Origin of the sequence: Desulfobacter sp. (genome assembly GCA_028768525.1) — a bacterium.
Classification (GTDB): Bacteria; Desulfobacterota; Desulfobacteria; order Desulfobacterales; family Desulfobacteraceae; genus Desulfobacter.
This window is the reverse complement of sequence record CP054837.1, coordinates 4,549,536-4,575,157: the sequence shown is the minus strand read 5'-3', so window position 1 is coordinate 4,575,157 and position 25,622 is coordinate 4,549,536. Positions and strand designations below refer to the sequence as shown.

At 54.9% G+C, this 25,622-nt stretch carries 25 protein-coding genes; 17 read left to right on the top strand and 8 right to left on the bottom strand.

Annotated elements, in window-relative coordinates; all coding sequences use genetic code 11:
* The first annotated feature begins 114 nt into the window (after positions 1-114).
* On the top strand, positions 115-1,068 hold the full coding sequence (locus tag HUN04_20160; GenBank protein WDP91898.1) for a universal stress protein: 954 nt from the start codon (positions 115-117) through the stop codon (positions 1,066-1,068).
* Positions 1,069-1,201: 133 nt separating this feature from the next.
* The gene (locus tag HUN04_20155) at positions 1,202-2,269 is read left to right on the top strand and encodes a hypothetical protein (GenBank protein WDP91897.1); all 1,068 of its coding nucleotides are present in this window, start codon (positions 1,202-1,204) and stop codon (positions 2,267-2,269) included.
* Positions 2,270-2,305: 36 nt separating this feature from the next.
* Here the strand turns inward: HUN04_20155 and HUN04_20150 are convergent, their stop codons facing one another.
* The gene (locus HUN04_20150; protein WDP91896.1) at positions 2,306-2,968 is read right to left on the bottom strand and encodes a transglutaminase domain-containing protein; all 663 of its coding nucleotides are present in this window, start codon (positions 2,966-2,968) and stop codon (positions 2,306-2,308) included.
* A 484-nt stretch (positions 2,969-3,452) separates the two neighbouring features.
* On the opposite strand from HUN04_20150, the gene HUN04_20145 reads away from it, so the two are divergent.
* The 6 genes from HUN04_20145 (at position 3,453) to HUN04_20120 (ending at position 7,716) form a co-directional block, all read left to right on the top strand.
* Positions 3,453-4,097, top strand: coding sequence for a hypothetical protein (locus tag HUN04_20145; GenBank protein WDP91895.1), 645 nt, complete (start codon positions 3,453-3,455; stop codon positions 4,095-4,097).
* A 223-nt stretch (positions 4,098-4,320) separates the two neighbouring features.
* Complete coding sequence (locus tag HUN04_20140; protein WDP91894.1) at positions 4,321-5,010, top strand: hypothetical protein; 690 nt, start codon at positions 4,321-4,323, stop codon at positions 5,008-5,010.
* 81 nt (positions 5,011-5,091) lie between these two features.
* The gene (locus HUN04_20135) at positions 5,092-5,322 is read left to right on the top strand and encodes a hypothetical protein (protein WDP91893.1); all 231 of its coding nucleotides are present in this window, start codon (positions 5,092-5,094) and stop codon (positions 5,320-5,322) included.
* The gene (locus HUN04_20130; GenBank protein ID WDP91892.1) at positions 5,322-5,864 is read left to right on the top strand and encodes an NADH peroxidase; all 543 of its coding nucleotides are present in this window, start codon (positions 5,322-5,324) and stop codon (positions 5,862-5,864) included. Before HUN04_20135 ends, HUN04_20130 begins: the two co-directional genes overlap by 1 nt.
* 26 nt (positions 5,865-5,890) lie before the next feature.
* On the top strand, positions 5,891-6,079 hold the full coding sequence (locus HUN04_20125; GenBank protein WDP91891.1) for a ferredoxin: 189 nt from the start codon (positions 5,891-5,893) through the stop codon (positions 6,077-6,079).
* Positions 6,080-6,261: 182 nt separating this feature from the next.
* Positions 6,262-7,716, top strand: coding sequence for a sigma 54-interacting transcriptional regulator (locus HUN04_20120; protein WDP91890.1), 1,455 nt, complete (start codon positions 6,262-6,264; stop codon positions 7,714-7,716).
* Positions 7,717-7,718: 2 nt separating this feature from the next.
* Here the strand turns inward: HUN04_20120 and HUN04_20115 are convergent, their stop codons facing one another.
* From HUN04_20115 to clpB, 3 genes are all read right to left on the bottom strand, one after another.
* Positions 7,719-8,801: an FUSC family protein gene (locus HUN04_20115; GenBank protein WDP91889.1), complete on the bottom strand. Its 1,083-nt coding sequence runs from the start codon at positions 8,799-8,801 to the stop codon at positions 7,719-7,721.
* Positions 8,801-9,910, bottom strand: a complete 1,110-nt coding sequence (locus HUN04_20110) for a hypothetical protein (GenBank protein ID WDP91888.1) — start codon at positions 9,908-9,910, stop codon at positions 8,801-8,803. The genes HUN04_20115 and HUN04_20110 overlap by 1 nt, the downstream gene beginning before the upstream one ends.
* A gap of 136 nt (positions 9,911-10,046) precedes the next feature.
* Positions 10,047-12,626 (bottom strand): ATP-dependent chaperone ClpB, encoded by a 2,580-nt coding sequence (gene clpB / locus HUN04_20105; protein ID WDP91887.1) that lies wholly within the window; start codon positions 12,624-12,626, stop codon positions 10,047-10,049.
* Positions 12,627-12,830: 204 nt separating this feature from the next.
* Here clpB and HUN04_20100 point away from each other — a divergent pair, with 204 nt between their 5' ends.
* From HUN04_20100 to rarD, 5 genes are all read left to right on the top strand, one after another.
* Positions 12,831-13,307, top strand: a complete 477-nt coding sequence (locus HUN04_20100) for a PilZ domain-containing protein (protein WDP91886.1) — start codon at positions 12,831-12,833, stop codon at positions 13,305-13,307.
* Positions 13,308-13,431: 124 nt separating this feature from the next.
* A complete protein-coding gene (locus HUN04_20095; protein ID WDP91885.1) occupies positions 13,432-13,836 on the top strand; it encodes a helix-turn-helix transcriptional regulator in 405 nt (134 codons plus the stop codon).
* A complete protein-coding gene (locus HUN04_20090; GenBank protein WDP91884.1) occupies positions 13,829-14,794 on the top strand; it encodes a serine acetyltransferase in 966 nt (321 codons plus the stop codon). Before HUN04_20095 ends, HUN04_20090 begins: the two co-directional genes overlap by 8 nt.
* 2 nt (positions 14,795-14,796) lie before the next feature.
* On the top strand, positions 14,797-15,717 hold the full coding sequence (cysK, locus tag HUN04_20085; protein ID WDP91883.1) for a cysteine synthase A: 921 nt from the start codon (positions 14,797-14,799) through the stop codon (positions 15,715-15,717).
* Between the two features lie 81 nt (positions 15,718-15,798).
* Positions 15,799-16,677, top strand: coding sequence for an EamA family transporter RarD (gene rarD, locus HUN04_20080; protein ID WDP91882.1), 879 nt, complete (start codon positions 15,799-15,801; stop codon positions 16,675-16,677).
* Positions 16,678-16,738: 61 nt separating this feature from the next.
* Here rarD and nifS read toward each other — a convergent pair whose 3' ends face one another.
* The 4 genes from nifS to HUN04_20060 all read right to left on the bottom strand — a co-directional run bounded on the left by nifS (position 16,739) and on the right by HUN04_20060 (position 20,178).
* Entirely contained in the window at positions 16,739-17,911 is a 1,173-nt protein-coding gene (nifS, locus tag HUN04_20075) for a cysteine desulfurase NifS (protein ID WDP91881.1), read from the bottom strand.
* A gap of 10 nt (positions 17,912-17,921) precedes the next feature.
* The gene (gene nifU, locus HUN04_20070) at positions 17,922-18,503 is read right to left on the bottom strand and encodes a Fe-S cluster assembly protein NifU (protein WDP91880.1); all 582 of its coding nucleotides are present in this window, start codon (positions 18,501-18,503) and stop codon (positions 17,922-17,924) included.
* Between the two features lie 122 nt (positions 18,504-18,625).
* Positions 18,626-19,378: a DNA/RNA nuclease SfsA gene (sfsA, locus tag HUN04_20065; protein WDP91879.1), complete on the bottom strand. Its 753-nt coding sequence runs from the start codon at positions 19,376-19,378 to the stop codon at positions 18,626-18,628.
* The gene (locus HUN04_20060; protein ID WDP93352.1) at positions 19,378-20,178 is read right to left on the bottom strand and encodes a TIGR02757 family protein; all 801 of its coding nucleotides are present in this window, start codon (positions 20,176-20,178) and stop codon (positions 19,378-19,380) included. The genes sfsA and HUN04_20060 overlap by 1 nt, the downstream gene beginning before the upstream one ends.
* Before the next feature lie 178 nt (positions 20,179-20,356).
* Here HUN04_20060 and HUN04_20055 point away from each other — a divergent pair, with 178 nt between their 5' ends.
* The 4 genes from HUN04_20055 to HUN04_20040 are packed head-to-tail and all read left to right on the top strand — an operon-like array spanning position 20,357 to position 25,586.
* Positions 20,357-21,985, top strand: a complete 1,629-nt coding sequence (locus HUN04_20055) for a hypothetical protein (protein WDP91878.1) — start codon at positions 20,357-20,359, stop codon at positions 21,983-21,985.
* Entirely contained in the window at positions 21,985-24,597 is a 2,613-nt protein-coding gene (locus HUN04_20050) for a hypothetical protein (protein WDP91877.1), read from the top strand. Before HUN04_20055 ends, HUN04_20050 begins: the two co-directional genes overlap by 1 nt.
* A gap of 19 nt (positions 24,598-24,616) precedes the next feature.
* Positions 24,617-24,811, top strand: coding sequence for a hypothetical protein (locus HUN04_20045; protein ID WDP91876.1), 195 nt, complete (start codon positions 24,617-24,619; stop codon positions 24,809-24,811).
* A 1-nt stretch (position 24,812) separates the two neighbouring features.
* Positions 24,813-25,586 carry an ankyrin repeat domain-containing protein gene (locus HUN04_20040; protein WDP91875.1) on the top strand — a complete coding sequence of 258 codons (774 nt, stop codon included), beginning with the start codon at positions 24,813-24,815 and terminating at the stop codon, positions 25,584-25,586.
* Positions 25,587-25,622 lie beyond the last annotated feature (36 nt).

Sequence of the window (25,622 nt, the reverse complement as noted above, 5' to 3'; positions counted from 1 at the left end):
GTAGAGCTTCAATCACCGCCGCACTTCATCCACCCAGCCGGCCATTCACGCTTCGCCACAGCCGATCAGGATATCATTCTTTTATTAACCTTAAAATAACCAAGGAGAATAAAAATGAGAATATGTCCGAAACACATCATGTGTGCCGTTGATTTTTCAGGATTCGCCCCCCTGATCCTGTCCTATGGCAAGGCCTTGGCAGCCGAATTCGATTCCGCCCTGACCATCTGCCATATCGTTCAGGACACAGTGATGCTGTCCAGCCACGCCCAGGCGGGCTTTTCAACGGAAGAGGTCACGGCACAGCGCCTGGAAGACTCGGGAGAAGCCATCCGGCATCTGGCCGAACAAGAAGAAATCAAGGCGGAATCCCTTGTTTCCCTGGGGCATCCGGCCGATGAAATCACCCGGCTCACAAAGGAAAAAGATGTCGACATGGTGATTGCCGCCACCCACGGGGGATCGGGCATCAAACGCTTTCTGGTGGGATCGGTTACGGACCGCCTGGTCAAAACCCTGGAATGCCCCCTTCTGGTACTCCACCCTCCTGTCCGGGATGACGGATACAAGGTAAAACTGCCCCTGGAACGGATTCTGGTTGGATGTGATTTTTCAAATGACTCAGACCTGGCCTTCCGCCACGCCCTGAGCCTGGCCCAGGAATTTGAGGCGGAACTCCACCTGGTCCATGTCATCAAGCCCCGGACCTATATCCCCGTAGGGCCGGCCGGCAGCATTGATTTCCGGGAAGACCATTTTCCCATTCTGCCGGAAGATGCCCCGGAAGACGACACAGAATACCAGCGCTACCTCATTGAACAGGTGGAAAAACGCCTCAGCCGCATGATTCCGGAGGAATGCTGCCATTGGTGCACCCCCATCACCGCCATCCGCCGGGGGGAGCCCTACCAGGAACTGCTTGATTACACCATGGATTTCCATATTGATATGATTGTACTGGGCATCCACGGGCACAGCCTTCTGGACCAGTTCCTCGTGGGGTCCACCACGGACCGGGTGATTGCAAAGGCGGATTGCCCGGTGCTGGCGGTCCGGCAAACCGGCTGAGCCCCGGCAGTTTCTGCCGCCCATACTAAGGACACCGCCCGGGGCCCCGGTTTCAGGAATTCTCGCTTTTTAAGATAAAAAGTGGTATAGCTACCCTTTACTTAAATTTTTGCTATTGAGGTAAATTAGGACCATGACATCATTTAAACCCAATGCACGCCCCGTTCTGGTGGGCAGCCTGCCCATGAAAGACCACGACGCCGCCACCCGCCTCGTTCTGGAACATACCCCTGAAATTCCCCTATGGGTCCAGCTGCCCCAATACAAGGAAGAGGGGATGGTCAACCAGTTCATGCCCGGGCTGCCGGGGTTGAGGGAAGAGGGGGACAAACTCTTCCTGGATACCGGGAAAGACACCTTTGACCAGGAATTCTTAGAGTTTTTTGAAGATTATCTGGCCCTGTCCGAACCGGATGCGGATCTGGAAGGCTCCAGATTCACCTTTACCCGGGCCACCGGAAAAGGCTTTGCAGAATTCATCCGCCAGGTGGACGCCGGCGGCAGCAGTTTCGCCGCCCTCAAGGGACAGGTTACCGGCCCCATCACCTTTGCCACCTCGGTGAAGGATGAAAACGGCCGGGACATATTTTACAATGACCAGCTCAGGGATGCGGCCATAAAACGGCTGGCCCTGAATGCCGGATGGCAGACCCGCACCTTTGCCCAGCGGGGAGCCGTTCCCATCATTTTCCTGGATGAACCCGCCCTGGCCGGATTCGGCACCTCCGCCTATATCACCATTACCCGGGAGGATGTGGCCGGCGCCGTCAACGAAATCGTGGAAATCATCCACAGGGAACAGGGGCTGGCAGGGGTCCATGTCTGCGCCAACACCGAATGGGATATGCTGCTTTCCACGGACATCGACATCATCAACTTTGATGCATTCTCCTATTTCGACCGGTTTATCCTCTACCCGGATGCCATCAAGGCATTCATGGACCGGGGCGGTATCCTGGCCATGGGCATCGTTCCCACGGAAAAGGCCGATGTCATCGCCGCCCAGACCCTTGAAGGGCTGACCCGGATGTTCGAGGGCCAGGTATCACAGCTTTCAGCCATCACAGGCATGGACCGTGAGGCGCTTCTGGCGCAGATCCTCATCACTCCCAGCTGCGGCACCGGTTCCCTGGATTTTGATTCGGCCAAACGGGTGCTGGAACTGACCCGGGATCTCTCCGCCGCCGTCAGACCGGCCTAGTGCCTGAAGGAAAACGCGCTTTAAACCGGGCGTAACCTATAAATTCTCGGCCAGGGCATCTGCCTTAAAATCGGCGGTGCCCCGGCTCCCATTTTTATAAAAATCAGGATAGGTCGCCTTAAAGGCCCCTAAAATCATATCCCAGGGCAGATCGGCAAAACTGCCGTGGTCATTGACATATTCCATGTGCCGGTCTCCCTTGGCATTAAAGGGGTGAAATACGGAATCCGCCCTTCCGTCGAATTCCAGGGGCAGCACCCCGAATGCCTCGCACAGGCTCAGGTTAAAGGCCGGGGTGGCCTTCACCCACTTTTCCCCTAAAAACACATCCGTATATCCGTGCCAGACAAATAGATCCGTTCCCATCTGCTCTTTCAAACGCCGGGTGTTGAGATGGTTCTTTACATCGGCAAACCCCAGCCGGGCCGGAACGCCCTGGCTTCTCAGGCAGGCGGCCAGCAGCACGGCCTTGGCCACACAATACCCCTGCCCCTTTTCCAGCACCCGGCTGGCCCGCATGCTTTCCCTGTCCGGGTCAATATCATAGGGGTTGTACCGGATTTTATCCCTGACCCCGTAATAGATCCGGACGGCTTTTTCAATATCCGTATCCGCGTCCCCCGTAAGATCCCTGGAAAATTTTATGATTTCGGGATGATCTGACTCGATAAAATAGGTGGGTGAACAATAGTCGTCCATCTGTGATCCCTTGATTTATGGTAAGCGTTACTTACCCTATACCCCCTGCAAAAATTTAAATCAACTCCGTCCTGCCTCACCAATGTATCAAGACACATTTTTGTTCCGGCGTTTTGAGACAGAAGCCCCGCCGGAATCGGATCCAATTGCAAAGGCTGTAAAAATTCAGGCCTGCTTTTTATCTTTTCCCCAAAGTCTTATCATCGCCAATTAATGAACGGTCAACACCTGTTCTTCTCCGGGTTTCTCCTTAGATTTAACCGGGCGGATGCTTGACTAAACCAATTGATTATTATAACAATACCATCATTATATCTATTGATTTCACAATCCGATCAGACGGGATAGATTCAAACAAGCGATTCAATCCGGAACATGATTCAGGCGGCCCCCCTGGCTCATGATGATTAAAAATTACGATATTCATTTTTCTTTGTTTTTAGCCAGATCAAAATATTAATCTTCCAATGACAAGGAGAATCAAATGGGAAAAATGTCAGATGGACTGCAGAAAGCGCATGAAATAGAAGCGATTGCCAGCAAATATGGTATTCCCCATGTTGGGAAAATAGGAATGAACCAGGTCATCGATTCTGTTCCCTATGCGATACGCTATTGCATCCAAAAACAGAAGACATCGGATAAATGGGCTCGGTCTGGGACGGCTCTAAGTAGTGCCGGCGTGGCTGCAGGGTTGGTTTTGGGGATCCCGGCCGCGGCTCTTATGGGGGGAATAGGCGCAACAGTAGCAGGCCCGGTGGGCCTCGCAGTGTTTGGGGGCGCTACCGAAACCGTTGTCGGGGGAGCAGGCGCCGCGACCGGATTCTTTTTCAGCAAGACCATCGTGAGAAAAGGAAAGGGGTTTATCAAATATTTAATGGGGAATCGCGGTGTGCATCGGAAACAGGCAGCTGATGCACTCTTGTCAGAAGGATACAAAGCTGTTCTCTGGGCCAACATGACAGGTTTAAGTGATGATGAGCAAAAATTAATAAACGCTGCCCATGAAACACTCCAGGTATTTGTCACCCACAATGTACTCCAGCAGGTATATCACAGATGGGATGCGAACCTGGGAGATGCGAGAGCCAATTGCGTCACACTGATAGGGGAATACCTGAAATCATAGAAAATAAATTCCACCACATGTCGTTTCACCCACATTTGATTGTCCCCCTCCATGATCGGGCCCATCCTCCTGGACCTGTCGGCAGCCGTTTGCGGATAGACGGTGGGGGTCCGGCACGCCCGCCCCTATCCCCTGTAGCTGCCCATCCGCTGGCATAATTTATGCTGTTTATCTCTTTTAAAAGCGGCCGTAACAGCCGGTAATCCTAAAGTAAAGGCAGCCCATGAAACCCTACGGCAGACAAACCAGAAAAGAGGTCCGGAAAATACTTGAAACCTGCACCCGCGGGGAAGCCCTGGACCGTTTGGCCAGAATCCCGGATGAGCAGCTCACAGGGCATTTGTTCTCCCATTTCTACCACATGGATGAACTGATCAAATTCAGAAGCGCCACGGCCATGGGGGAACTGGCACTGAGGTTATCGGGACGATCCATGGAAAAAGCCAGGATCATCCTGCGGCGCCTCATGTGGAACCTGAACGACGAATCCGGGGGCATCGGCTGGGGCTCCCCTGAAGCCATGGGGGAAATTCTCAGCCGAAGCCCGGAACTGGCCTCGGAATTCAAGTCCATTCTCTTTTCATACCTGGATACCGGCGGCAACCATATTGAGCATGACATCCTCCAGCGTGGGGTAATCTGGGGCGTCGGCACCTACCTGGAGACCGCCCCGGAAGACCTGACAGAATCCAACCGGGATCAGCTGTTTAACCACCTGGGCTCCCCGGACCCTGTCAAGCGGGGATATGCCATTCGGGCCCTGATCAACGGACGGGCATTTGACTGCCAGAACGTTCCGGACCCTATCCGGAAGGATACCCGCCCCGTCAACATATATACCGGATGGAATGTCGTGGAGACACGGATATCGGACATGTACCATGCCTGCGCCAGGAAATTTGCCAATGCATAAAGGGTAGTGGCACGCAACTTGTATTACCAAAATTCAGATTTTAACAGGGCCGTCTGCACAAGGCCAAAAAGAGAGACAGACATGTTAGAAAAAAATTGTGACAAAAATATTGCCCGTACCATTGAACTGGCCCAGGAAATGATAGAACTGGCCCAGAAGGGCTACGAGCAGCAGGAAGATCCGGGATGCGGGGTACTTTACGGCATCCTTCTGGATTCCGGATACCGGATACTGGATCTGGCACAAAAAGAAAAACATGCCCATGTGCAGAAGGGCTGGTGGAATAATTTAATCAACAAGGAGAACAATTGATGAAAACCTATGTATGTTCAGTTTGCGGCTATTCCCATGAAGGTGACGATGCACCTGAATCCTGCCCCCAGTGCGGGGCGGTAAAATCCAAATTCACCGTACAGGAAGGTGAACTGGTCTGGGCCGACGCCCATGCCATCGGCGTGGCCAAAGATGTGGATCCTGAAATCCTCCAGGGCCTGAAAGATAATTTCATGGGCGAATGTACCGAAGTCGGGATGTACCTGGCCATGAGCCGCCAGGCCGACCGGGAAGGATATCCCGAAGTGGCCGAGGCATACAAACGGATCGCTTTTGAAGAGGCTGAACATGCAGCCAAGTTTGCCGAACTGCTGGGTGAGGTAGTTGAGGCGGACACCAAAGCCAACCTCCAGGCCCGTGTCCTGGCTGAAAACGGCGCCTGCAAAGGCAAGAAGGATATTGCCGTACGGGCCAAAGAACTGGGCTACGACGCCATCCACGACACCGTCCATGAGATGTGCAAGGACGAAGCCCGCCATGGCATGGCCTTTGAGGGCCTGTTAAACAGGTTTTTCAAATAGAAACCAGACAATAAGAAAGGATTCCCATGAAAATTCCGGTACTTGATATGGCTGAATGCATACTCTGTGAAGTCTGCATCGACCTGGCGCCCCATGCCTTCCAGATCAACGATGCCGGGTTTGTGGAAGTGCTTCCCCTGGGCGATTATGAAGGTGAGGAGATCCACGAAGCCGTAAAAAACTGTCCCAAGGACTGCATTTCCTGGGAAGAATGAATATCCCCGGCCGGGGCACCTGCCCCGGCCGGATTTCCTATCAAAGAATAGGCCGCCCCATCCAAATTTTTCAGCTATTTCCCTAAAAAATCATTGCACCTGATACACAAATGTGCCATTTTCAGGCCCAGGCTGGATACACATCCTGAAATGATAATATAATAACTGCCGGATATGCTGAAATGAAAAACCTTACCCACTCCCTGCTGGACCGGGACAATCTCAACCTGGTGCTGGACAACCTGAAACTGGGGGTTATCGCCCATACCCCGGAACGGATCATCACTGTTTTCAACAAAGAAGCCGAAAAGATCACCGGGTACACCAAGGCAGAGGTCATCGGCCGGGACTGCCACGTGGTCTTCCAGGCCCCCTTCTGCGGCAATAAATGCTCCTTCTGTAACGATTCGCCGGAATTCTGCGCCGAGACAAAGGAATACCCGGTGACCATGATCACCAAATCCGGCGACACCCGGCACCTGGAAATGAGTGTGGCCGCCATCATCGACAATGACAATGTTTTTAAGGGCGTCATTGCTTCTTTCAGGGACATCACCGACACCCTCCGCCTCTCCCTTCAGGCTGAAAACCTATCCAGTTTTGCCGGGATCATCGGAAAAGACATGGCCATGCAGGATATCTTCCGCCAGATCCGGGATGTCTCTTTGTACAATTATCCGGTCCATGTCTCCGGTGAAACCGGAACGGGCAAGGAACGGGTGGCCTGTGCCATCCACGACATCTCCTCTTACGGAAACGGGGCCTTTGTACCGGTCAACTGCGGGGCCATTCCCGAGGGCATCGTTGAAAGCGAACTTTTCGGCCATGTCAAGGGGGCCTTTTCAGGGGCAGTAAAAGAACGGAAAGGCCGTTTTGAACTGGCCCACAAGGGGACCCTCTTCCTGGATGAGGTGGCGGACCTGCCCCTGAAAACCCAGGTCAAGCTGCTCCGTTTTCTCCAGGAAGGCTCTTTTGAAAAGGTGGGCGGGGAAAAAAAGGTGGCCGTGGATGTGCGGATCATTTCGGCCACCAACAAAAACCTGAAAGAAGAAGTCATGGCCGGGCGGTTCAGAGAAGATTTATACTACCGCCTCAACGTCATCCCCATCCACCTGCCGCCCCTGCGTGAGCGCCGCCAGGACATTCCCCTGCTGGCCGCTCACTTCCTTATAGAAGCCGAGCAGGAAAGCGGCAACCCCGTCCCCGGCCTGAGCGACGAGGCCATGAACCTGATGCTCACCCACCACTGGCCCGGCAATGTCAGGGAGTTGAAAAACGTGATCCAGTTTTCTGTGGTTCGATCCAGGGGGGAAACCATCCGTCCCGAGGACCTGCCCATGGAGTTGAATCCGGCCCTGTATCAGAAAGCGGACCCAGCCCACGGGACAGAGGGAATTTCTCCCGGGACAATGCCGCCCCGGCCAGTTGCTCCGGGCCAGCCGGTCTTGCATCCCCCCCTGACCTCCGGAGCAGGCATCCCCCGGGGCAAGCTCACCGAAGAAAGCGTCCGCGCCGCCCTGGTCAAAACCGGGGGCAATAAATCCAAAGCCGCCCGGGTGCTCGGGGTGGGACGGGCAACCCTTTACCGTTTTCTAGGACAGAACCCCGGCGTTAAGGACTTTGCCTCGGAATTCTAAAATTACCGGCCGGTTCTCAGGGCTTCTATGCCCTTTCGTGCCCTCTCCAGGTCAGCCGCAAGCCGGTTGATTTGACGGATAAAGGCCGAGGCATTGTTCCGGCTGTCCAGGGGGAAGCGGTCAAATTCCCCCTGGGACCGCATCCTGCCCAGAAACACCATGAACCGGCTGAACCGCTCATTAAACGCCTGATCCTCAAAGGCCTGATCCTCTCTTGCGTAGGACTCCAGAGCTGAAAACAGCCGGTCAAGGCAGGCCACCACCCCCTGGCATTCGGCCAGGATACTGCCGTGAAAAACGCCGGAGGATTTGCCAACGGTGGAGGCCATGGCCGTCAAGGTCCGGTGGACGCCTGTGAAAGCGTCCGCCAGATTGACCAGTTCCTGGCGCTGGGATGCCCGCAACCCGGGTTCAATGGCGGCATCGGTGAATTTTTCCGTGCAGGCGTCGAGGTGCTGCACGGCCGTCAGCCGTCCGGCCAGCAGCCCTGACATATCAGTGTCATCGCCGAAATAAGCGGCCACCAACTGGGAAAAATGGCGGTGCTGGGCCGCGATTAAATCCCCCATTTCCCGGCGCAAATTTTTCCTGGCAAAATTCGGCCAGACCAGAAAAGAGGCCCCAAGGCCGATGGCGATCCCCAGCAGGGTATCCGCCATCCGTTCTGCGCCTCCCTGCCAGGTGTGGGAAAATACCGTTCCCAGAATCAGCACCAGTGCCACGGTCAGGGTGGCGGTAAATAGAACATAATGGTGGGCTTTAAAATAGAAGATAAAAAAAACCATCACCAGAACCAGGGCGGCCACAACCGGGGCAGGCAGCTTAAGGCAAACCATGAGCACCCCCGCAACAGCCCCCATGGCGGTTCCGGCAAACCGCTTCCAGCTGATGTGCAGGGTCCCCCCCAGGGAGGGGCGCATCACAACAAGCACGGTCACGGGCACCCAGACGGAATGGGCCAGCCCCAGCCCCCGTGCAGCAGCAATGGCAACGGTGATGGCAAGGGCCGCGCGCAGGGCATGGCGGAATACAGGGGATGACAACCTGAATTCATCCGCAAGCCCTTTTACCCCCCTGGCCGCCATTATTTCTTTCCCAGCCTGAAGCGTTGATCTGCCATTGACATCATATCCCGCTGGCCCTCGGCCACATTTTTGAGTTCATATACCGCCGCCCAGGCATCAAGGTATTTATCCCGGACCTCATCTCCCCTTCTATAGGCGCCCATGTTCCAGAGCGATTCCTCAATCCCCTCAATGTCCCGGATGATCTTATCAAAATCGGGCCGTTCATACCGGCCCGCCTTCATGCCGGAAAAGGCGTCAAACCCCCGGGAAATATCTTCGGCGGTATTGGAGACCGCCTTCCGGACCCCATCAAACTCAGGCCGGTTGTCGGAAAAATGAATATGGTTTAAAAGGCCGGTAAGGGATTCAAACAGCCGGATCAGCCCAAAATAGAATAACCCCGGTCCGCCGGCGGCCCGACAGCCCTTCAGGGGGTCGATATTAAAGCTTTCCAAAAAAATGCGGTATCTGCGGACGGAAGCCACAGCGGTTGCGCTTAAACGGGTAAGCGGCTCATCCGCCGTTTCGGGACGGCCCATCCGGGCACACAGCGCCCGGAAAAAGGCGCCCATATCCTCCACAGCCAGCTTTGCCGATGACAGCAGCACTTTTTCAGGATCAAATGGCCAAAGGTAGAATATAACCCAAAAGGAGATCATCCCTCCGGATAAGAGGCATGCGGAGCGCAGGAGCCCCTGGCCCAGCTCCGCCGGTGAAAAAACAGAAATCAGTGAAACGACGATGCACCCGGTGCCCAGGGTGGAGGCGGACACCCCCATTGAAGAGACAAAAAAACAGACAAAGGACAAGACAAAAATAAACACCAGGCTGAACACCCCGTAATTTCCGGCAAGGGCGGCTGCCGGCACGGCCACGGCTGCGGTCCCCAGCAGGACCAGGGCATATACCTTTCGCCGCCCATGGGTGCTGCCGGTGCGGAACAGCACCGTGCAGACGGCTCCCGCCATCCACCAGAAAAAATACGGTCCCTCTACTCCGGACAAAAATGCGGCCAGAAATGCCGCAAGGCAGGCCACCGCAGCCTTGCCGGCATATTTGGCAATGAAAAGCCCCGGATCAACAGGACGTATGAATTTCAGATATAATCTGTTTAAATATCCCGGCATGAATACCTGCCCGGCCGGCGGGCCCTAAGGGTGCGGCCGCAGCTAAAATTCCCAATGCGTTAGTTCCCAGATCTTCTGGGGTACCAGGAATTTTTGTCCGGGTCAACACCCTGTGTCCGCCGATCGGCATCCAGGTTCAATCGGCCAGCACCAGGGCGCTGCCGCTGCCGTCAAGGGTGAACCGGGCGGTCTGCCCTTCCAGGAACCTGCCCTTGAGGATGGCCATGGACAGGGGATTTTCGATCTCCTGCTGGATCACCCGCTTCAGGGGACGGGCGCCGAACCCGGGGTCATAGCCCTTTTGGGCCACCAGCGCCATGGCCCCCTGGTCCAGTTCAACGGCCAGTTTCCGGGCGGCCATCCGCTTATTGAGCAGTCCGATCTGGATGGCCGCAATATCCATGATATTCTCCCGGGTCAGGGCATGGAAGGTGATGATCTCGTCAATCCGGTTCAAAAACTCGGGCCTGAAGGCGGACTTGAGGGCGGCGGCCACACCGGCCTCTGTTTCCGCCTCAGGGGCATCTGTGGTCTCCAGCAGCAGCCGGGAGCCGATATTGGAGGTCATGATAATGATGGTATTCCTGAAATCCACGGTGCGGCCGTGGCCGTCGGTCATCCGCCCGTCATCCAGTACCTGGAGAAGGATATTGAAGACATCGGGATGGGCCTTTTCGATCTCGTCAAATAGCAGCACCGAATAGGGCCGGCGCCGGACCGCTTCGGTCAGATACCCCCCTTCGTCATAGCCCACATACCCCGGAGGGGCGCCGATGAGCCGGGCCACACTGTGCTTTTCCATGTATTCGGACATATCCAGCCGGACCATGGCCTCCTCGGAATCAAACATAAACTCGGCCAGTGACTTGGCCAGTTCGGTCTTGCCCACCCCCGTGGGCCCCATGAAAATAAAGGTGCCGATGGGGCGGTCTTCGGGCTGGAGTCCGGACCGGGCCCTTCTCACAGCGTTGGATACCGCGTCAATGGCCTTTTCCTGGCCGATCACCCGTTTTCGAATATGGGTCTCCATTTGCACCAGTTTTTCCTGTTCACCCTGAAGCATTTTGGAAACGGGGATACCGGTCCAGGCGGACACCACCTCTGCCACATCCGCCTCATCCACATCCTCCTTGAGCATCTGCCGGGTTTCCTGGAGACCGGCCAGGGCCTGCTTTTTATCCTCCAGCTTCCGGTTGAGGTCGGCAATGGCGCCATAGCGGATCTGGGCCACCTTCTCAAGGTTCCCGGCCCGCTCGGCCAGCTGGGCCTCGGTCTGGAGCCGGTCCACCTCTTCACGGATACCGGAAATCTCCCGGATCATGGACTTTTCATTGTCCCAGTGCAGCTTCAGGGGGCGGATTTCTTCTTCCATGGCCGCCATCTGCTGTTCCAGTCCGGCCAGCCGTTCCTTTGAGGCCGCATCCTTCTCCTTGATCAGGGCCTGGCGCTCAATCTTGGCCTGGGTGATCCGGCGCTGGATCTCGTCGATGGCCCGGGGCATGGAGTCTATCTCAATACGCAGTTTTGAGGCGCATTCATCCACCAGGTCAATGGCCTTGTCCGGCAGGAACCGGTCGGCAATATACCGGTTGGACAGGGTGGCCGCCGCCACCAGGGCCGCGTCCTTGATACGGATGCCGTGGTGGACCTCGTATTTTTCCTTTAGCCCCCTGAGAATGGAGATGGTATCCTCCACCGTGGGTTCCAAAGCGGTTACCGGCTGGAACCGGCGTTCCAGGGCCGCATCCTTTTCAATGTATTTTCGGTACTCATCCAGGGTGGTGGCCCCGACGCATCTCAGGCTCCCCCGGGCCAGTGCCGGCTTGAGCATATTGGAGGCATCCACAGACCCTTCGGCGGCTCCGGCCCCGACAACGGTATGCAGCTCGTCAATGAAAAGGACGATCTCCCCCTCGGCCGCTTCCACCTCCTTGAGCACGGCCTTGAGCCGGTCCTCAAACTCGCCCCGGTACTTGGCCCCGGCCAGGAGCTGCCCCATATCCAGGGCGATCACCCGGCGGTTCTTCAGGGAATCGGAAACATCCCCTTCCACAATGCGCTGGGCCAGGCCTTCCACAATGGCGGTCTTCCCCACCCCGGGCTCGCCGATGAGCACGGGATTATTCTTCCGCCGGCGGGAGAGCACCTGGACAATGCGCCGGATCTCCTCGTCCCGGCCGATGACCGGGTCCAGTTTTCCCTGCCGGGCCAGATCGGTGAGATCCCTGCCGAATTTCTCCAGGGCCTGGTACTTGTCCTCGGGATTCTGGTCGGTGACCCGCTGGTTTCCCCGGATCTCCCGGAGAACGGACAGGATGGCGTCCTTGGTCACGCCGGCCGAGGACAGGAGTTCCCCGGCCTTGTCCCTGGCCTGGGTGAGGCTGATGAAAATATGTTCCAGACTCACATACTGGTCCTTCATCTTGGCCGCTTCCTTAAAGGCCTTATCCAGCATCTTTCTGGAATCGCTGGAAAGATACGGGTCGCCGCCGGAGACCTTGACCATGCCTTCCAGGGCGGTTTCAACCTGGCCGCTAATTGACTGGGGGCTGATGCCGATTTTATTGAGGATGGATACAGCAATCCCCTGGCCGTCCCGGAGCATGGCCCCGAGGAAGTGGATGGGTTCAATGGCCTGGTGGCCTTTTTCTCCGGCAAGGGAATGGGCCTGCTGGATCAGCTCCTGGGATTTCATGGTTAATTTATCAAATGTCATTGCGGCCTCCGGTATAAATTTTCATTACTTTTTATTTTCATATCAAGAAAAGTAATACAGCCTCATTTATCGTCAATATCAGAAATGAAGGAAACAGAATTTTTATTCTTGTCTTTTCCATCCGGAAATGCTTTTCTACCATGAAATAAACTCAATGAATCGGCAAGATGTATCAATCATAGGTATTCGCTCTAGGAAGAGACAATGACGCCACTAAAAATTATATTCTCTCTCATTCTCACCCTGATTTCCCTATTTGTGATTATTCAGTTGATCCGGCTCTTTCGAAAAGTCAAACAAACCTCGGGCAGTGCCACGGCAAAAAACATTTACGTTATCAAATACAATAACGATGAGGAATATGAAGAACCGGTGACGGAATCCCGGACCGGGCCCGCCGCCCCGCCAGCCTCCAAACCGGACGGGACGGAAAAGAGAAGATACCCGAGAAGAGAATTCCAGGGGTTTGTGGATTTCATAAAAGAAGGGACCCTCTACAAGGAAAAAGCCCGGGACCTGAGTTATTCAGGCATTTTCATCCGGTCCAACACCCCGGACAAATACAAAAAAAACGATTTTATCACCATGACATTTCAGACAGACCAGGCCGGTCCCCAGAAACGGAACGGCAGGATCGTAAGAATAGATACAACCGGTATCGGCGTTAATTTTGTCCCCTGATCCCATGCCCGTATTTTCATAAGGCCTTTTTATTCAATGCATTCCATCCCCCGGATTGACAAGCCCCACTTTGTGGTATAATTTAAGTCACTATATTAGTGTATAGAGACAGACAGGACACCCCATGGAAAACCGACATTTCAAACGCATCAGAACCCGGTTGGGCAAAACCCAGAAAGAACTGGCCCAGCTTCTGGGTGTTTCCATCAAGGCCATCCACAGCTACGAACAGGGATGGCGGAAAATTCCCCACCATGTGGAACGGCAGATGCTTTTTCTCCTGTCCAGGGTGGCCGGGGAAAACCGGGACACCAGACAATGCTGGGACATCAACCAATGCCCTGAAAGCAAACAGGCCACCTGCCCGGCATGGGAATTCAAGTCCGGTGACCTCTGCTGGTTCATCAACGGCACCAAATGCAGCGGCAAAGCCCATAATTCCTGGGAAAACAAGATGGAAGAATGCCGGACCTGCGAGGTCTTTTTTAAATTTTTTGAGAACGAACAAGGAATATTGAGTGATGAGTGAATTTATCATGGATCCAGCGGCCTGCCAGACCGGCCGGGAGACCATGTCGGAACACCGCAAAGCACTGCCAGATGCCATCAATGAAGTGATGGCATCCCTGGACGACGATACCTGCTTTGCCCATATTGGAGACGAACCCATCCATTTCACCACCTCGGTGCGTGAAATGATCGACAAATTCAGAGAGATTATCTTCCCAGGATATTTTTCCGCCGAAAAGGTGGACGGTGCCAACCTGCCCTACCACATGGGCCAGGCGATTTCCCAGCTCTATGACATCATCTGTGAACAGGTGATCCACGTGCTGCGACATGACTGCATCCGGTATGAACTGGCCTGTGCCGAATGCGAACCCCGGGGCAACGAGGTCGCCCTTAAGATGATCCGGGCCATCCCCCACCTGCGCCGCTGCCTGGCCGAAGATGTCCGGGGGGCCTATGACGGGGACCCGGCCGCCAAGAGCCACGATGAAGTGATTTTCTCCTACCCCGGGCTCTATGCCATCACCGTCTACCGCATTGCCAACATCCTGTATACCCTCAAGGTGCCCCAGCTGCCGCGGATCATGACCGAATACGCCCACAGCCTCACGGGAATTGATATCCACCCCGGTGCCACCATCGGCAGACGGTTTGTCATCGACCACGGCACCGGCATCGTAATCGGGGAGACAGCGGTGATCGGCAACAATGTCAGGATTTACCAGAATGTCACCATCGGGGCCCTTTCCCTGCCGCCGGGTGCCGGAGAAAAGCTTCGGGGTGCCAAGCGCCATCCCACCATTGAGGATGATGTAATTGTCTATTCCGGGGCCACCATCCTGGGCGGAGAGACCGTTATCGGTGCCCGGTCGGTGGTGGGCGGCAATGTCTGGCTCACCGAGTCCATTCCTGCGGATACCAAAGTTTTTATAGAGACCCCGCGGCAGATTTACAGGAACCAGGACAAGGAGAAATAACAATGCCCCCACTCGATAATATCGTACAGGCCTGCGGCAATACCCCGCTGGTCTATCTTGAAAAACCGTCCAGGGCATGCGGGGCAGACCTCTATGCCAAGCTGGAATATTTCAATCCCCTGTCCAGCGTAAAAGACCGGGTGGGACGGGCCATGATCGAGGCCGGTTTCAGGGACGGCTCCATCAATTCCAAGACCCTCATCGTGGAACCCACATCCGGAAATACCGGTATTGCCCTGGCCTTTGTGGCCCGGATAAAGGGGCTGCGCCTCATTCTGACCATGCCCGAAACCATGAGCCTGGAACGGCGCCAGCTGCTCCAGCATTTGGGGGCGGAACTGGTGCTGACCCCGGGGGCCCAGGGAATGAAAGGGGCCATTGAAGAAGCCAAACGGATTGTGGCCTCCCGGGACAACGCCATGATGCCGGACCAGTTCTCCAACCCGGCCAACCCGGAAGCCCACCGCCGGACCACGGGCCCTGAAATATGGGAGGCCCTGGGCGAAAAAATAGACTTTTTTGTGGCCGGCGTAGGCACCGGCGGCACCCTCACCGGGGTATCGGAATTCATCAAATCCAAAAAACCGGGCCTGGTTTCCATTGCCGTTGAACCGGCCGACTCTCCGGTGATCTCCGGAGGCTCCCCCGGGCCCCACCCCCTCCAGGGCATCGGCGCAGGCTTTGTCCCCGAAAACCTGAACCGTGGCATCGTCGACCGCATCCTTCTCATGGAAGGGGAGGACGCCCTGGCCGGCGCCAGAACCCTGGCAGCAGACTGCGGTATCCTCTGCGGCATCTCCTCGGGGGCCAATTTCCATGCCGCCTTTGAAACAGGTAAAGAAAATCCCGGCGCCACCATTGTATTTCCAGCCTGTGACACCGGGGAGCGGTATCTGAGTACGGATCTTTTCAAATCGCAGTAATTTTTTTAACAGGACAACTTGATTTTTACTTGCCAACCTGGTCTAAGTGCATAATTTACTGCATTTAAACCAGGGGCAATTATGAACCAGAAATTAAACGGCACGCTGTTCGGCCTGGCAGCCTTCGTGGCCTGGGGCCTTCTACCGGTCTATTGGAAACAGCTTCAGGCGGTGAACGCCTTTGAAATTCTCTGCCACCGTATCATATGGTCCTGTATTTTCCTGGTGGGCATCATTGCCTGGCAGCGGCGGTGGCATGAGGTCCTGGATATTATTCACAACCCCAAGGCCCTAGGCCGTCTCGTCATCAGCAGCGGAATCATCGGCCTGAACTGGTTTCTCTATATCTGGGCCGTCAATAGCGGCCGGGTGGTGGAAACCAGCCTGGGGTATTATATCAACCCCATGATCAACGTACTGCTGGGATTTACCCTCCTGGGGGAACGGTTCAGCCGGATCCAGTGGATTGCCGTGGGCTTTGCCACTGCCGGGGTTGTCTATTCCCTGGCAGCCTACGGGTCTCTGCCGGTATTCGCCCTGGCCCTGGCCGTATCCTTTGCCCTGTACGGATTTTCCAGAAAAAAAATTGATGCCGCCCCCATTCCCGGCCTGTTCATCGAAACCCTGGTTCTCTTTATTCCGGCCCTGGCCTACGTCGGGTTCCGGGTGGGGCTGGGCACCAGCCCCTTTCTTGAAGACACAAGCCTCTCGCTATGGTGCCTGGGATCCGGGGTGGTTACCAGCCTGCCCCTGCTCTGGTTTGCCGCGGCGGCCAAACGGCTCAACCTCTCCACCATCGGCATCCTCCAATACCTGGCCCCTTCCATCGCCTTTGTCCTCGGCGTTTTTGTCTACAAGGAACCCTTTACCCGCCACACCCTGGTCACCTTTGCCTTTATCTGGGCCGGGGTGCTGCTGTACATCTGGGAATCGGGAGTTCATTCCAGGCACCGGCAATAAAAAAGGCCCGGCACCCCCTGGGGTCCCGGGCCTTTATACTAAACGAATAAATACCGCTGCGCTAAACCATCTTCCCGTCCTTCCAGAAGGGAGACATCATCCGGAGCCGTTCAATGGCCGGAACCAGGGTCCCGACAATGGTGTCCATCTCCTCTTTGGTATTGTAATGGGAGAGGGAAAACCGGATGGTGCCGTGGGCGGATTTAAAGGGCACTTCCATGGCCATGAGGACATGGGAGGGGTCCAGGGAGCCTGAGGTACAGGCGGAACCCGAGGAGGCGCAAATCCCTTTCTGGTCCAGAAGCATGAGGATGGACTCCCCTTCAACGGCGTCGAACCCGATGGACAATGTATTGGGCAGGCGGCTCTCACGGTCCCCGTTCACCGATGTCCCGGGAATTTTTTCAAGGAGCTGTGTTTCCAGATAATCCCTCAGGGCCCTCACCTCGGTGTTCATCAGGGGCAGGTGTTCCTTGGCCAGCTCACATGCCTTGCCCAGGCCAATGATGGAGACCGTATTTTCAGTGCCCCCCCGGCGGCCGCTTTCCTGGTGGCCTCCGATGAGAAAGGCCGGAAATTTAATTCCCTTTTTCACGTACAGGGCGGCCACCCCTTTGGGTGCATGGATTTTATGCCCGGAGAGGGAAAGCATATCCACTCCGGCCTTTTTCACGTCAATGGCCACCTTTCCCGTGGCCTGGACCGCATCGGTATGAAACAGTATCCCCTTTTCACCGGCCTTTTTTGCCACTTCCTCAATGGGAAAAATCACCCCGGTTTCGTTGTTGGCCCACATCAGCGAAATCACAGCCGTATTTTCGGACATGCTGCTGTAAAGGATGTCCATATCCAGGCGCCCCTTTTTATCCACGGGCACAAAGGTGACCTCATACCCCTTTTTATCGGCCAGGTATTTAAAGAGGTTTCTGATGGCCGGATGTTCCACTTCCGAGGTAATGAGATGCTTTTTTTCGGGAAATGCCGTAATGGCCGCATTGATGGCGGCATTGTCGCTCTCGGTGCCGCAGGAGGTAAAGACAATCTCATCGGGATCGGCATTGATCAGGTCGGCCACCTTCTGCCGGGCCTTTCTGATTTTTCTGCCCACCTCATCCCCAAAGGCGTACATGGACGAGGGGTTGCCGTAAAGTTCCCCGAAATAGGGGAGCATTTCCCGGATCACTTCATCTGCAACTTTTGTGGTGGCGTTGTTGTCCGTATAAATGACATCCATGGCAGGTTCCTTAATTATTGATTTTTTCAGCGGTTTCGTTCCGGGTCTCTACAACGATCTCCTCTATACGGTCCAGGCATTTGCCGCAGCCGCCTCCGGCCTTGAGGTAATTGGTCACATCTTCAACGGTCTCAAGCCCGTTGGTTTTCACCGCCTCAATGATCTCAAGATCGGTGACATCAAAACATTCGCAGACCATTTCACCGGGTTTTTCAAGAATCTGGATTCCCCTGTAATCGGCGATGGCCTTTTTCAATGCGGCCTGGCCCATGACCGAACAATGCATCTTTTCCTTTGGCAGACCGCCCAAAAAATCGGCAATATCGTCATTGGTGACCTTGGCCGCCTCATCCAGGGTCATGCCCTTGATGATCTCGGTCAGGGCCGAAGAGGAGGCCACGGCGCTGGCACAGCCGAAGGTCATGAAGGAGGCATCAATGATCCGCTCGTTTTCATTGACCTTCAAAAAAAGCTTCAGCGCGTCCCCGCAGCTCAGAGAGCCGGTTTCGCCCACGGCGTTTGCCCCTTCAAGCTCCCCCACATTTTTGGGGTTTAAAAAATGTTCCTTAACCTTATCTGTATAATCCCACATATTTTGTCTCCTTGATCTGCTATTGAGATCTTCCGGGTCTCATTCATGATATCTGGATACAAAAATACTACATGGTGGTAGATTGTCAACTCCCTAACCGGCCCGCAGTCAAAAACCCGGTATTAAAAGTTGGACGCAAGGATTGACTCGTAATCCAGATCCACCGGTACGGAACGCCGCAGGCGTATAATCCCCGCCTCCGGGAGGATCTCCACATCCCGGGTGATGATCTGCACCCCTTTTCCCGCTGCCCAGGCCAGTTTTTGAGCATACACCGGATCAATATCGGCGGCCGGGGTGAACCGCTCGGCATCCATGCGCTGGATCAGATAAAAAATAACCGCCCCGTGCCCCTGTTCATGCAGGCTGACCAACTCATCCAGATGTTTCTGCCCCCTTGTGGTCACTGCATCGGGAAAAGAGGCCAGGCCATGGTCCACCAGGGTGCAGTTTTTAATCTCCACATAGCAGCGCCGGCCCTGATTATCTTCCAGCATCAGGTCCAGCCGGGTATGGGCCGAGGTCTTCACCTCGGGCTTTACCTTGGTATAGTCCGCCAGCTCCGCCACCAGACCCTTTTCAATGGACTGCTTCACCAGCTTATTGGGCACCTGGGTGTTGATGCCGATACAGGAGGTCTTGGTCCGGATCAATTCCCAGGTGTATTTGAGTTTGCGTTTGGGATTGTCACTTTTGGAAATCCACACCGGCGCCCCGGCCTCGGCGCACCCTTTCATGGATCCGGAGTTGGGGCAGTGGGCCGTGACCAAGCTCCCGTCCTCCAGCTCAACATCCGCCAGAAACCGCTTGTACCGTTTCACCAGTCTCCCCTGAATCAGCGGGGGCAGCTCATATCCTCTATATTCATCTCTCATTAGTCATCATCCTTTCTGATAAACGTTTTCAAATCCTCTATCTCAAACTGCTGCCGGATACCGAACCGGGTCAGGGCGAAATCGTATTTTACTGGATCCGGGGGATTGAGCCGCTTAAATCCCCGTGTGATTTCCACGGCACATTGCTTATCTGCGCTTTTTCGCCGGGTAAAGCCCAGAAGTGTACCGATTTTATACATATGTGTATCAACGGGATAGACCAATTGCGCCGGAGATACACCGGCCCAGCCACCGGGGTCCACCCCGTCGCACCTCACCATCCACCGCAGAAAAAGATGGCTCCGCTTGCAGGCCGATGTTTTTTCAGGATCCGCCAGCAGATGGCCGGCGTCCCCGGCCGTTGAGATGGTTCGGTAGAGGCGCCCAAGCCCCTGGGCGGCTCCGCCGGAGATCCCCCCCGCCCCGAAACAGGCCTCCAGAGAATTGTATGCGTTAAGCACCACCTGCATTCCCAGAATCAAATTGCTCAAATGCTCTTCCGTTGCAAACCGGTATTTGAACCCTTTAAAGGTATTTTCCAGATCTTCCCGCCGGGCCCCGGCCACGAAATCCCTGGGAGACGGCCCCATCTTTTCCAGCACAGCGCCAACGGTCTTCATAATCATAGCCACCCGGCCGTAGGCCAGGCATGAGGCAATCATCCCCACGACTTCCCTGTCTTCCGTCCTTGGATAATCGTAGAGAAAGAGCAGGGGATCGGGGTCTACGTATTCCCTTTTGTTGTAAAGCCGATATAGCCGGTCGAGTTTTTCTTTTAATTTGTCTTTTCTTATTCTCATCATTTTAAAATAAAATGCATCTTCCGGGCCAATCGTCCACCCCATAGCCAAGTCCGGCAAAAAAATACCCGGTTCAGCCCGGATTGACATGAGGGCCGGATATCATTCCTTGCGTTTTTATTACATTTTATCTATACATTTACCTTTAATTATAACACATTGCCTTAAGGAAACACCCATGCCATCATCACTGATGACCCGGATATGGATTCCGGTATTTGTTCTTTTCATCGGACTGATTCCGCCGGCCACCGCCGCGGAACCGGACCTTTTGTCCAGAATGACGGCCCGTACCGAAGAAAAGATGCAGGCCACATTCATGGTGCCGGATTTTTTCAAAATAAAGGAAAAAAAAGGGAAAACCGAATTTTCCTCAAAGGACGGGTCCGCGGTGATCAGTTTCCAGCCCATGGCCACCAAGGCTTACGGGGGAAAATACAAAGACGCCGAAGAAATGACCCAATACCTCTCCCGGCAGATGATTGAGAAGGTAAACGCCAAGGTAGAACCGGCACGGAAACGGAATATCGCCGGCCGGATTGCCTGGCAGCTGTTCATGGACTGGAAGATCGAGGGACAGCCGGTCAAGCAGTGCGAAACCATCCTGGTTGAAAAAAAACGCCTGGTCACCTTCACCTTTATCGCCACCCCCGCTTCCTGGAAAAAATACTGGCCCTTTTATAAGGAAACCCTTCATTCCTACCGCAGGCTTGAAGGGGATACCGGCAATGCAGGATCGAAAAAGAAGGATGCAAAATTCCTGAAACTCACCGTGGACGGCGCCCCCCTTGATGTCACCCTGGAAAAAAAGAATGTGGGCGTCCTGTTCAAGACAGGGGAGGCCGGCAAATATACCGTTAAAAGCACCAATATGAGGGAGGCCTCGGCCCTGCTCACCCTCTACGACACCGAGGGGAACAAAATCACCGACAATATCTCCAAGGATAAAAAACTGACCATCGGTTTCAGGATAAAGCTGGCCGAAAACAAGGTATACATGGTGGTGGTCAGCGCACTTAACGAAAAACAGCATGGCCGGGTCAACCATCTTGTGGTCACCAGCCCCATTCCCCAGCCGAAAACGCCCCCCGTCCCCGAAGAAGAACCGCCAGTTGACGACCGGCTGGTGCCCTTTACAGATGAGGCGGCCCTGATGGCCCGGATTGAAGAGAATCCCACGGAGGACGACGTCAATGCCCTTGCCGCCACCAGGGCGGCCAAGGCCAGGGACCTCCTGGTATATGCAGAAGAAAACCGGGACGGCCATGCCTTCAGCCTGGCCCTGGACTATGCGGAATCCGCAGGGGAACTCAACCCCGACTGCACCGGGATCAAAATGCTAAAGGCCGGCCTTTATGCCAGGGCCGCAGACCTGCCCCTGGCGGATCAGCTAGCCGAAACCCAGCTGGTGGACATTCTCCAGACCGAACCCGATAATTCAGAGGCCCTGCTGCTTTTGGGGGAACTTTATTTTTCCCGCCAGCGGTTCTTTGACGCCGTCCCCGTGTTTGAAGACCTCCTGAGAACCGGGTTCCAGATGAACGGCAGGGTGGTGACCATGGTGGTCAACGCCTATGCCCTGGCAGGGGAGACGGCCAGGGGCAGGAAATTCATCGCAGACCTCAGCCTGAGCCGGGGCAGCACGGTTCCGCTGAATATAGCCGGCGCCCTTCTTGCCAGGCATGGGGGGGATAACGGCACCGCCATGGTCTATATCACCCAGGTCATCAACACCCCTGATGCCGATGAAAAATACAGGCTCTATGCCAAACAGCTCAAAACCATCTGGGCCAAGGAGGCGGAATAATGAAAAAATTGATCACCGGTGCAGCAGTCCTTGTTTTCACCGCCCTGCCCGTCTGGGCCGCAGAGATTTTCAATGCCATGGACGTCAAAGAAGACATGCTCCAGTTCAGGGAATTTGTCCACAAGACCTCGGACATCCCCGCCGCAGACCGGTATGAGTTTGACCAGCAGATGCTGAAAATGGCCCGGACCCAGAATGAGGGCAGGGATGAAATCCTTGCAAAAATATTTAAAAAAGCCGGCATCCAGCCCCTGAAACAGACCGGCACCCCCTCCACCTCCAAATATTCCCAGGGGATATTCGGAGACGCCGATTTTGAAACCATTTCAAAAAAGAATTTTGACAAGATCCTCAAGGCGGCCAGGGATTTGGGATACACCATTGTTCCCGGCGGCGGAGGGTCTGCCACCATAAAGGAACTGGACAGCACCTTTTTCCACGATACGCCCAAGGGGTACAAGTCCCGGGCCGCTTTCCAGGACCCTGAAATGATGACCAGCTTCAAGCTGAAAAAAGGGGAGCTGGGCATGAAAAAAGCGTACAGCATCACCCTTTCGGACAACATGAAAAAAATGCACGGCAGCCTGGATGTGGATCCGGAAACCCTGTTAAAAAAAAACAAGGTGCAGGAACTGGCCAAAAGCACCATGCGCATCCAGGACGCCATGGACCAGTTTAAATCGCCGGGGATCAAAAAGGACAGGACCATCAAGGAATTGTTCCAGGCCCATGACGATTTTTATAAAACGCCGGCCAACCGGGGCAAGAGGCTTAGCGATCTCACCTTCAAGGAAAAGCTGACCATGGTCAAGGCCGGTGTCAGCCTGGAGACCGCAGGGGTGGTGCAGCCCGGGGCCTCCGCCCAGGAGAGAATCCGCCAGGTCGAAGCCTTTCAGAATGAATGCAAAAAAATAGTGGACAAGGGGCTGGCCGAGCGGCTCAAGGCTGAGACGGATGTGGACAGCATGCTCAAGAAGCAATACGCAAAAAGCATAGAGTCAGGAAACTATAAAAAGGCCGCCGGCATCAGACAGGAAATGATGGAAAACGGAGCCATGCGCAACTACGCCGACGAGGGCATCCACGGGGAAGGCAACCGCAAGCTCATTGCCGAACACGAAGGATTCGAGGTCAAAAAGATTAAAAATGCCGGCACCGGCAAGACCTACGATGTGTATCAACCAGTGAACCAGGAGGTCCCCGACCGGTTCAAAAAAGGGGGAGTGAAGGGTGCCTTAAACCAGAAGCAATTCGATGCCTATGTCCGTCAAAAACGGGTAAAAAAACTCATTGATATTCAAAAATTCGGAAAAACAGACACCCTCTCACGGGTGGTAAAACTCACCGGCCCCAAGGCCGTGACCTCCAAGAATGTCAAGCTGACCCAGGCCGATGTGGACAAATACATGGCCAAGAAAAAGTTCAAGCTCACCGGAATGAATATCGCCGGCGGCATTATCAACGCCTACGAAATCTACGAGGCCCAGAAGCGGTCCCAGGAGGACATCGTGCAAGAGATCACAGCGGACACCACCGACCTTGAACTGGCCGGAAAAACCGTAAAGCATCTGGCGAAAACCTTTTATTACACCACCCCCCTGGCCGGGCTGGCCGACGTCTCCCAGCAGGAGTATAAAAAGGCGGCCAGGGAATATGAAGAGGCCCTGGCCAATGGGGAAGATCCATCCCTGGCCTGGGCCGTGGCCAAGGGGACGGCCAAGACCGTGGGCCAGTTTTCCTGGGGAATGGTCAAGGCGGTCACCGTAAAGCCCAAGGACGACATCATCGCCCTGGCCAAAGGCAGCGTGGGCACCCTCTCCGACTGGAAAAGCCAGTATGACGCCCAGTCCACTTCAACGGAAATGACCGCCAGGGTCAAGGACTACAAAAACAGAATGTTCGCCCAAAAGGCCCAGCTGGAAAAGACCCTGGGGAAAATGAAGGCCACCCCTGGCACCGGCAAAAAAGTAGACTGGGAGAAAATGTCATCGGAATATGTGATGACCCACACCGTTGCCTACCTTGAGCACCGGATGCGCATGGCGGAAAAAGCCTACAAGGAGGCCCTGAAACAATCCAAGGGGGTCAAGACCACAGCCGTGGCCCAGGCGTTTAAACGGGTAGCCGGATACGTGGAGACCATTAATAGAAGCCTTGCGGATCCGGAATACGGAAAAATGGTCGCCCAAAGGGAACAGCATATCCATGCATTGGAAATCGTCAGAGCCCGGTTGGCAGCACTTTCCAAAGGCACCAGGGCCGCCTCCCCGAAAACAGTCTCTTCCATTGATCCCCAAATAATTGCCGGCCAATGGTCCACCACCTGGGGAGACATGACGATCCGTGTAAAAGGTAAACAGGTTACCGGCACCTATGACTATCAAGGCGGCAGAATTTTCGGCGTTGTAAAAGGAAGATCCCTTTCCGGTAAATGGGTTGAGAATCGTACCAAAGTCAAATGTGCCTCCTCTGTGGACGGTTCTTCACACTGGGGATTTTTTCAGTTTGAGTTGGTAGGAGACCACCTCGAAGGCTCATGGGAATACTGTGAGCCCAAAGAAGCAGGCGGGGTGTGGAACGGAACAAGAAAGGATACCAAAAACGGATCCTAAATTTTGTAAAGGATGGATTATGGAAACCAGCTTTTTTGAAGTCCTCACCCTGTTTATTGTATTTTTCTCCGTAAACGGGGTGCTGCTGGTGATGATTTTCAAAAAGAAATTCCGGCCTGCCCCCCTGATCCTGAAAGATAAAAAAGGCAACCGCTACAGGGTGGCCATCCCCGGAACAATGGAGAGGGAGAATACCCGGGAGATGAGGGAATAATATGGAACAGAATACCCCATTTGAAATTGCGACCCTGTTCATGGGCATCCTCATGTTTCTCCTTTTCCTGGTCTACAAGATTAAAAGCGGCAGGGTGCGGAAAAGGGAAAAAAAGCTTCTGGGCGAACAGCTCATGACCTTTGTGGACAAGGGGTATGCCGACCTGGAAGATGATGAGGGCCGGGATATTCTATATCTGGCCGCCACCGGCGGGTTTGCCCCTGTAACGGCCGCGGCCATTGAAAAAGGGGCGGACCCCAACCGCCTATACGGGGGCGATCCCCTGCTCCGAATTCTGGCCAGGGACCATCCCCTTGGGACAGGGGCGGCAACGGTGCTCCTTGAAGGCGGTGCCCTGCCCGACGGACCTTCCGGCGCCGAGGTCAGCCCCCTGTGGCAGTGCGCCTACCTGGACCACGGCGACATGGCCAAGCGACTCATTGACCACGGGGCCGATGTCAATTTCATCTCCCCCACATCCGGAATGACCCTGCTCATGACAGCGGTTTTCCAACACTCCGTTCAGGTGGGCCGGCTGCTGCTCAAGGCCGGTGCAGATGTCCATATCCGGGATAAAAAAGGCAGGCAGGCCGTTGATTTCGCCCATAAGAACAGTGAGGGGCCCAGAAGGCACAGCGGCGGAGACAGTGCCGGGCCCGAGGATACCCACCCCCATGAATATAATGAAATGCTCCGGCAGATCCGCTGTCTCATGGCCGCCAAACCCTATCGATACAAAAAGTTCAAAAGATCAAGCTCTCCGGACAGGGAATAAACCGCCCTGGCCCCCCTGCCACGCCGGCCTTGCCAC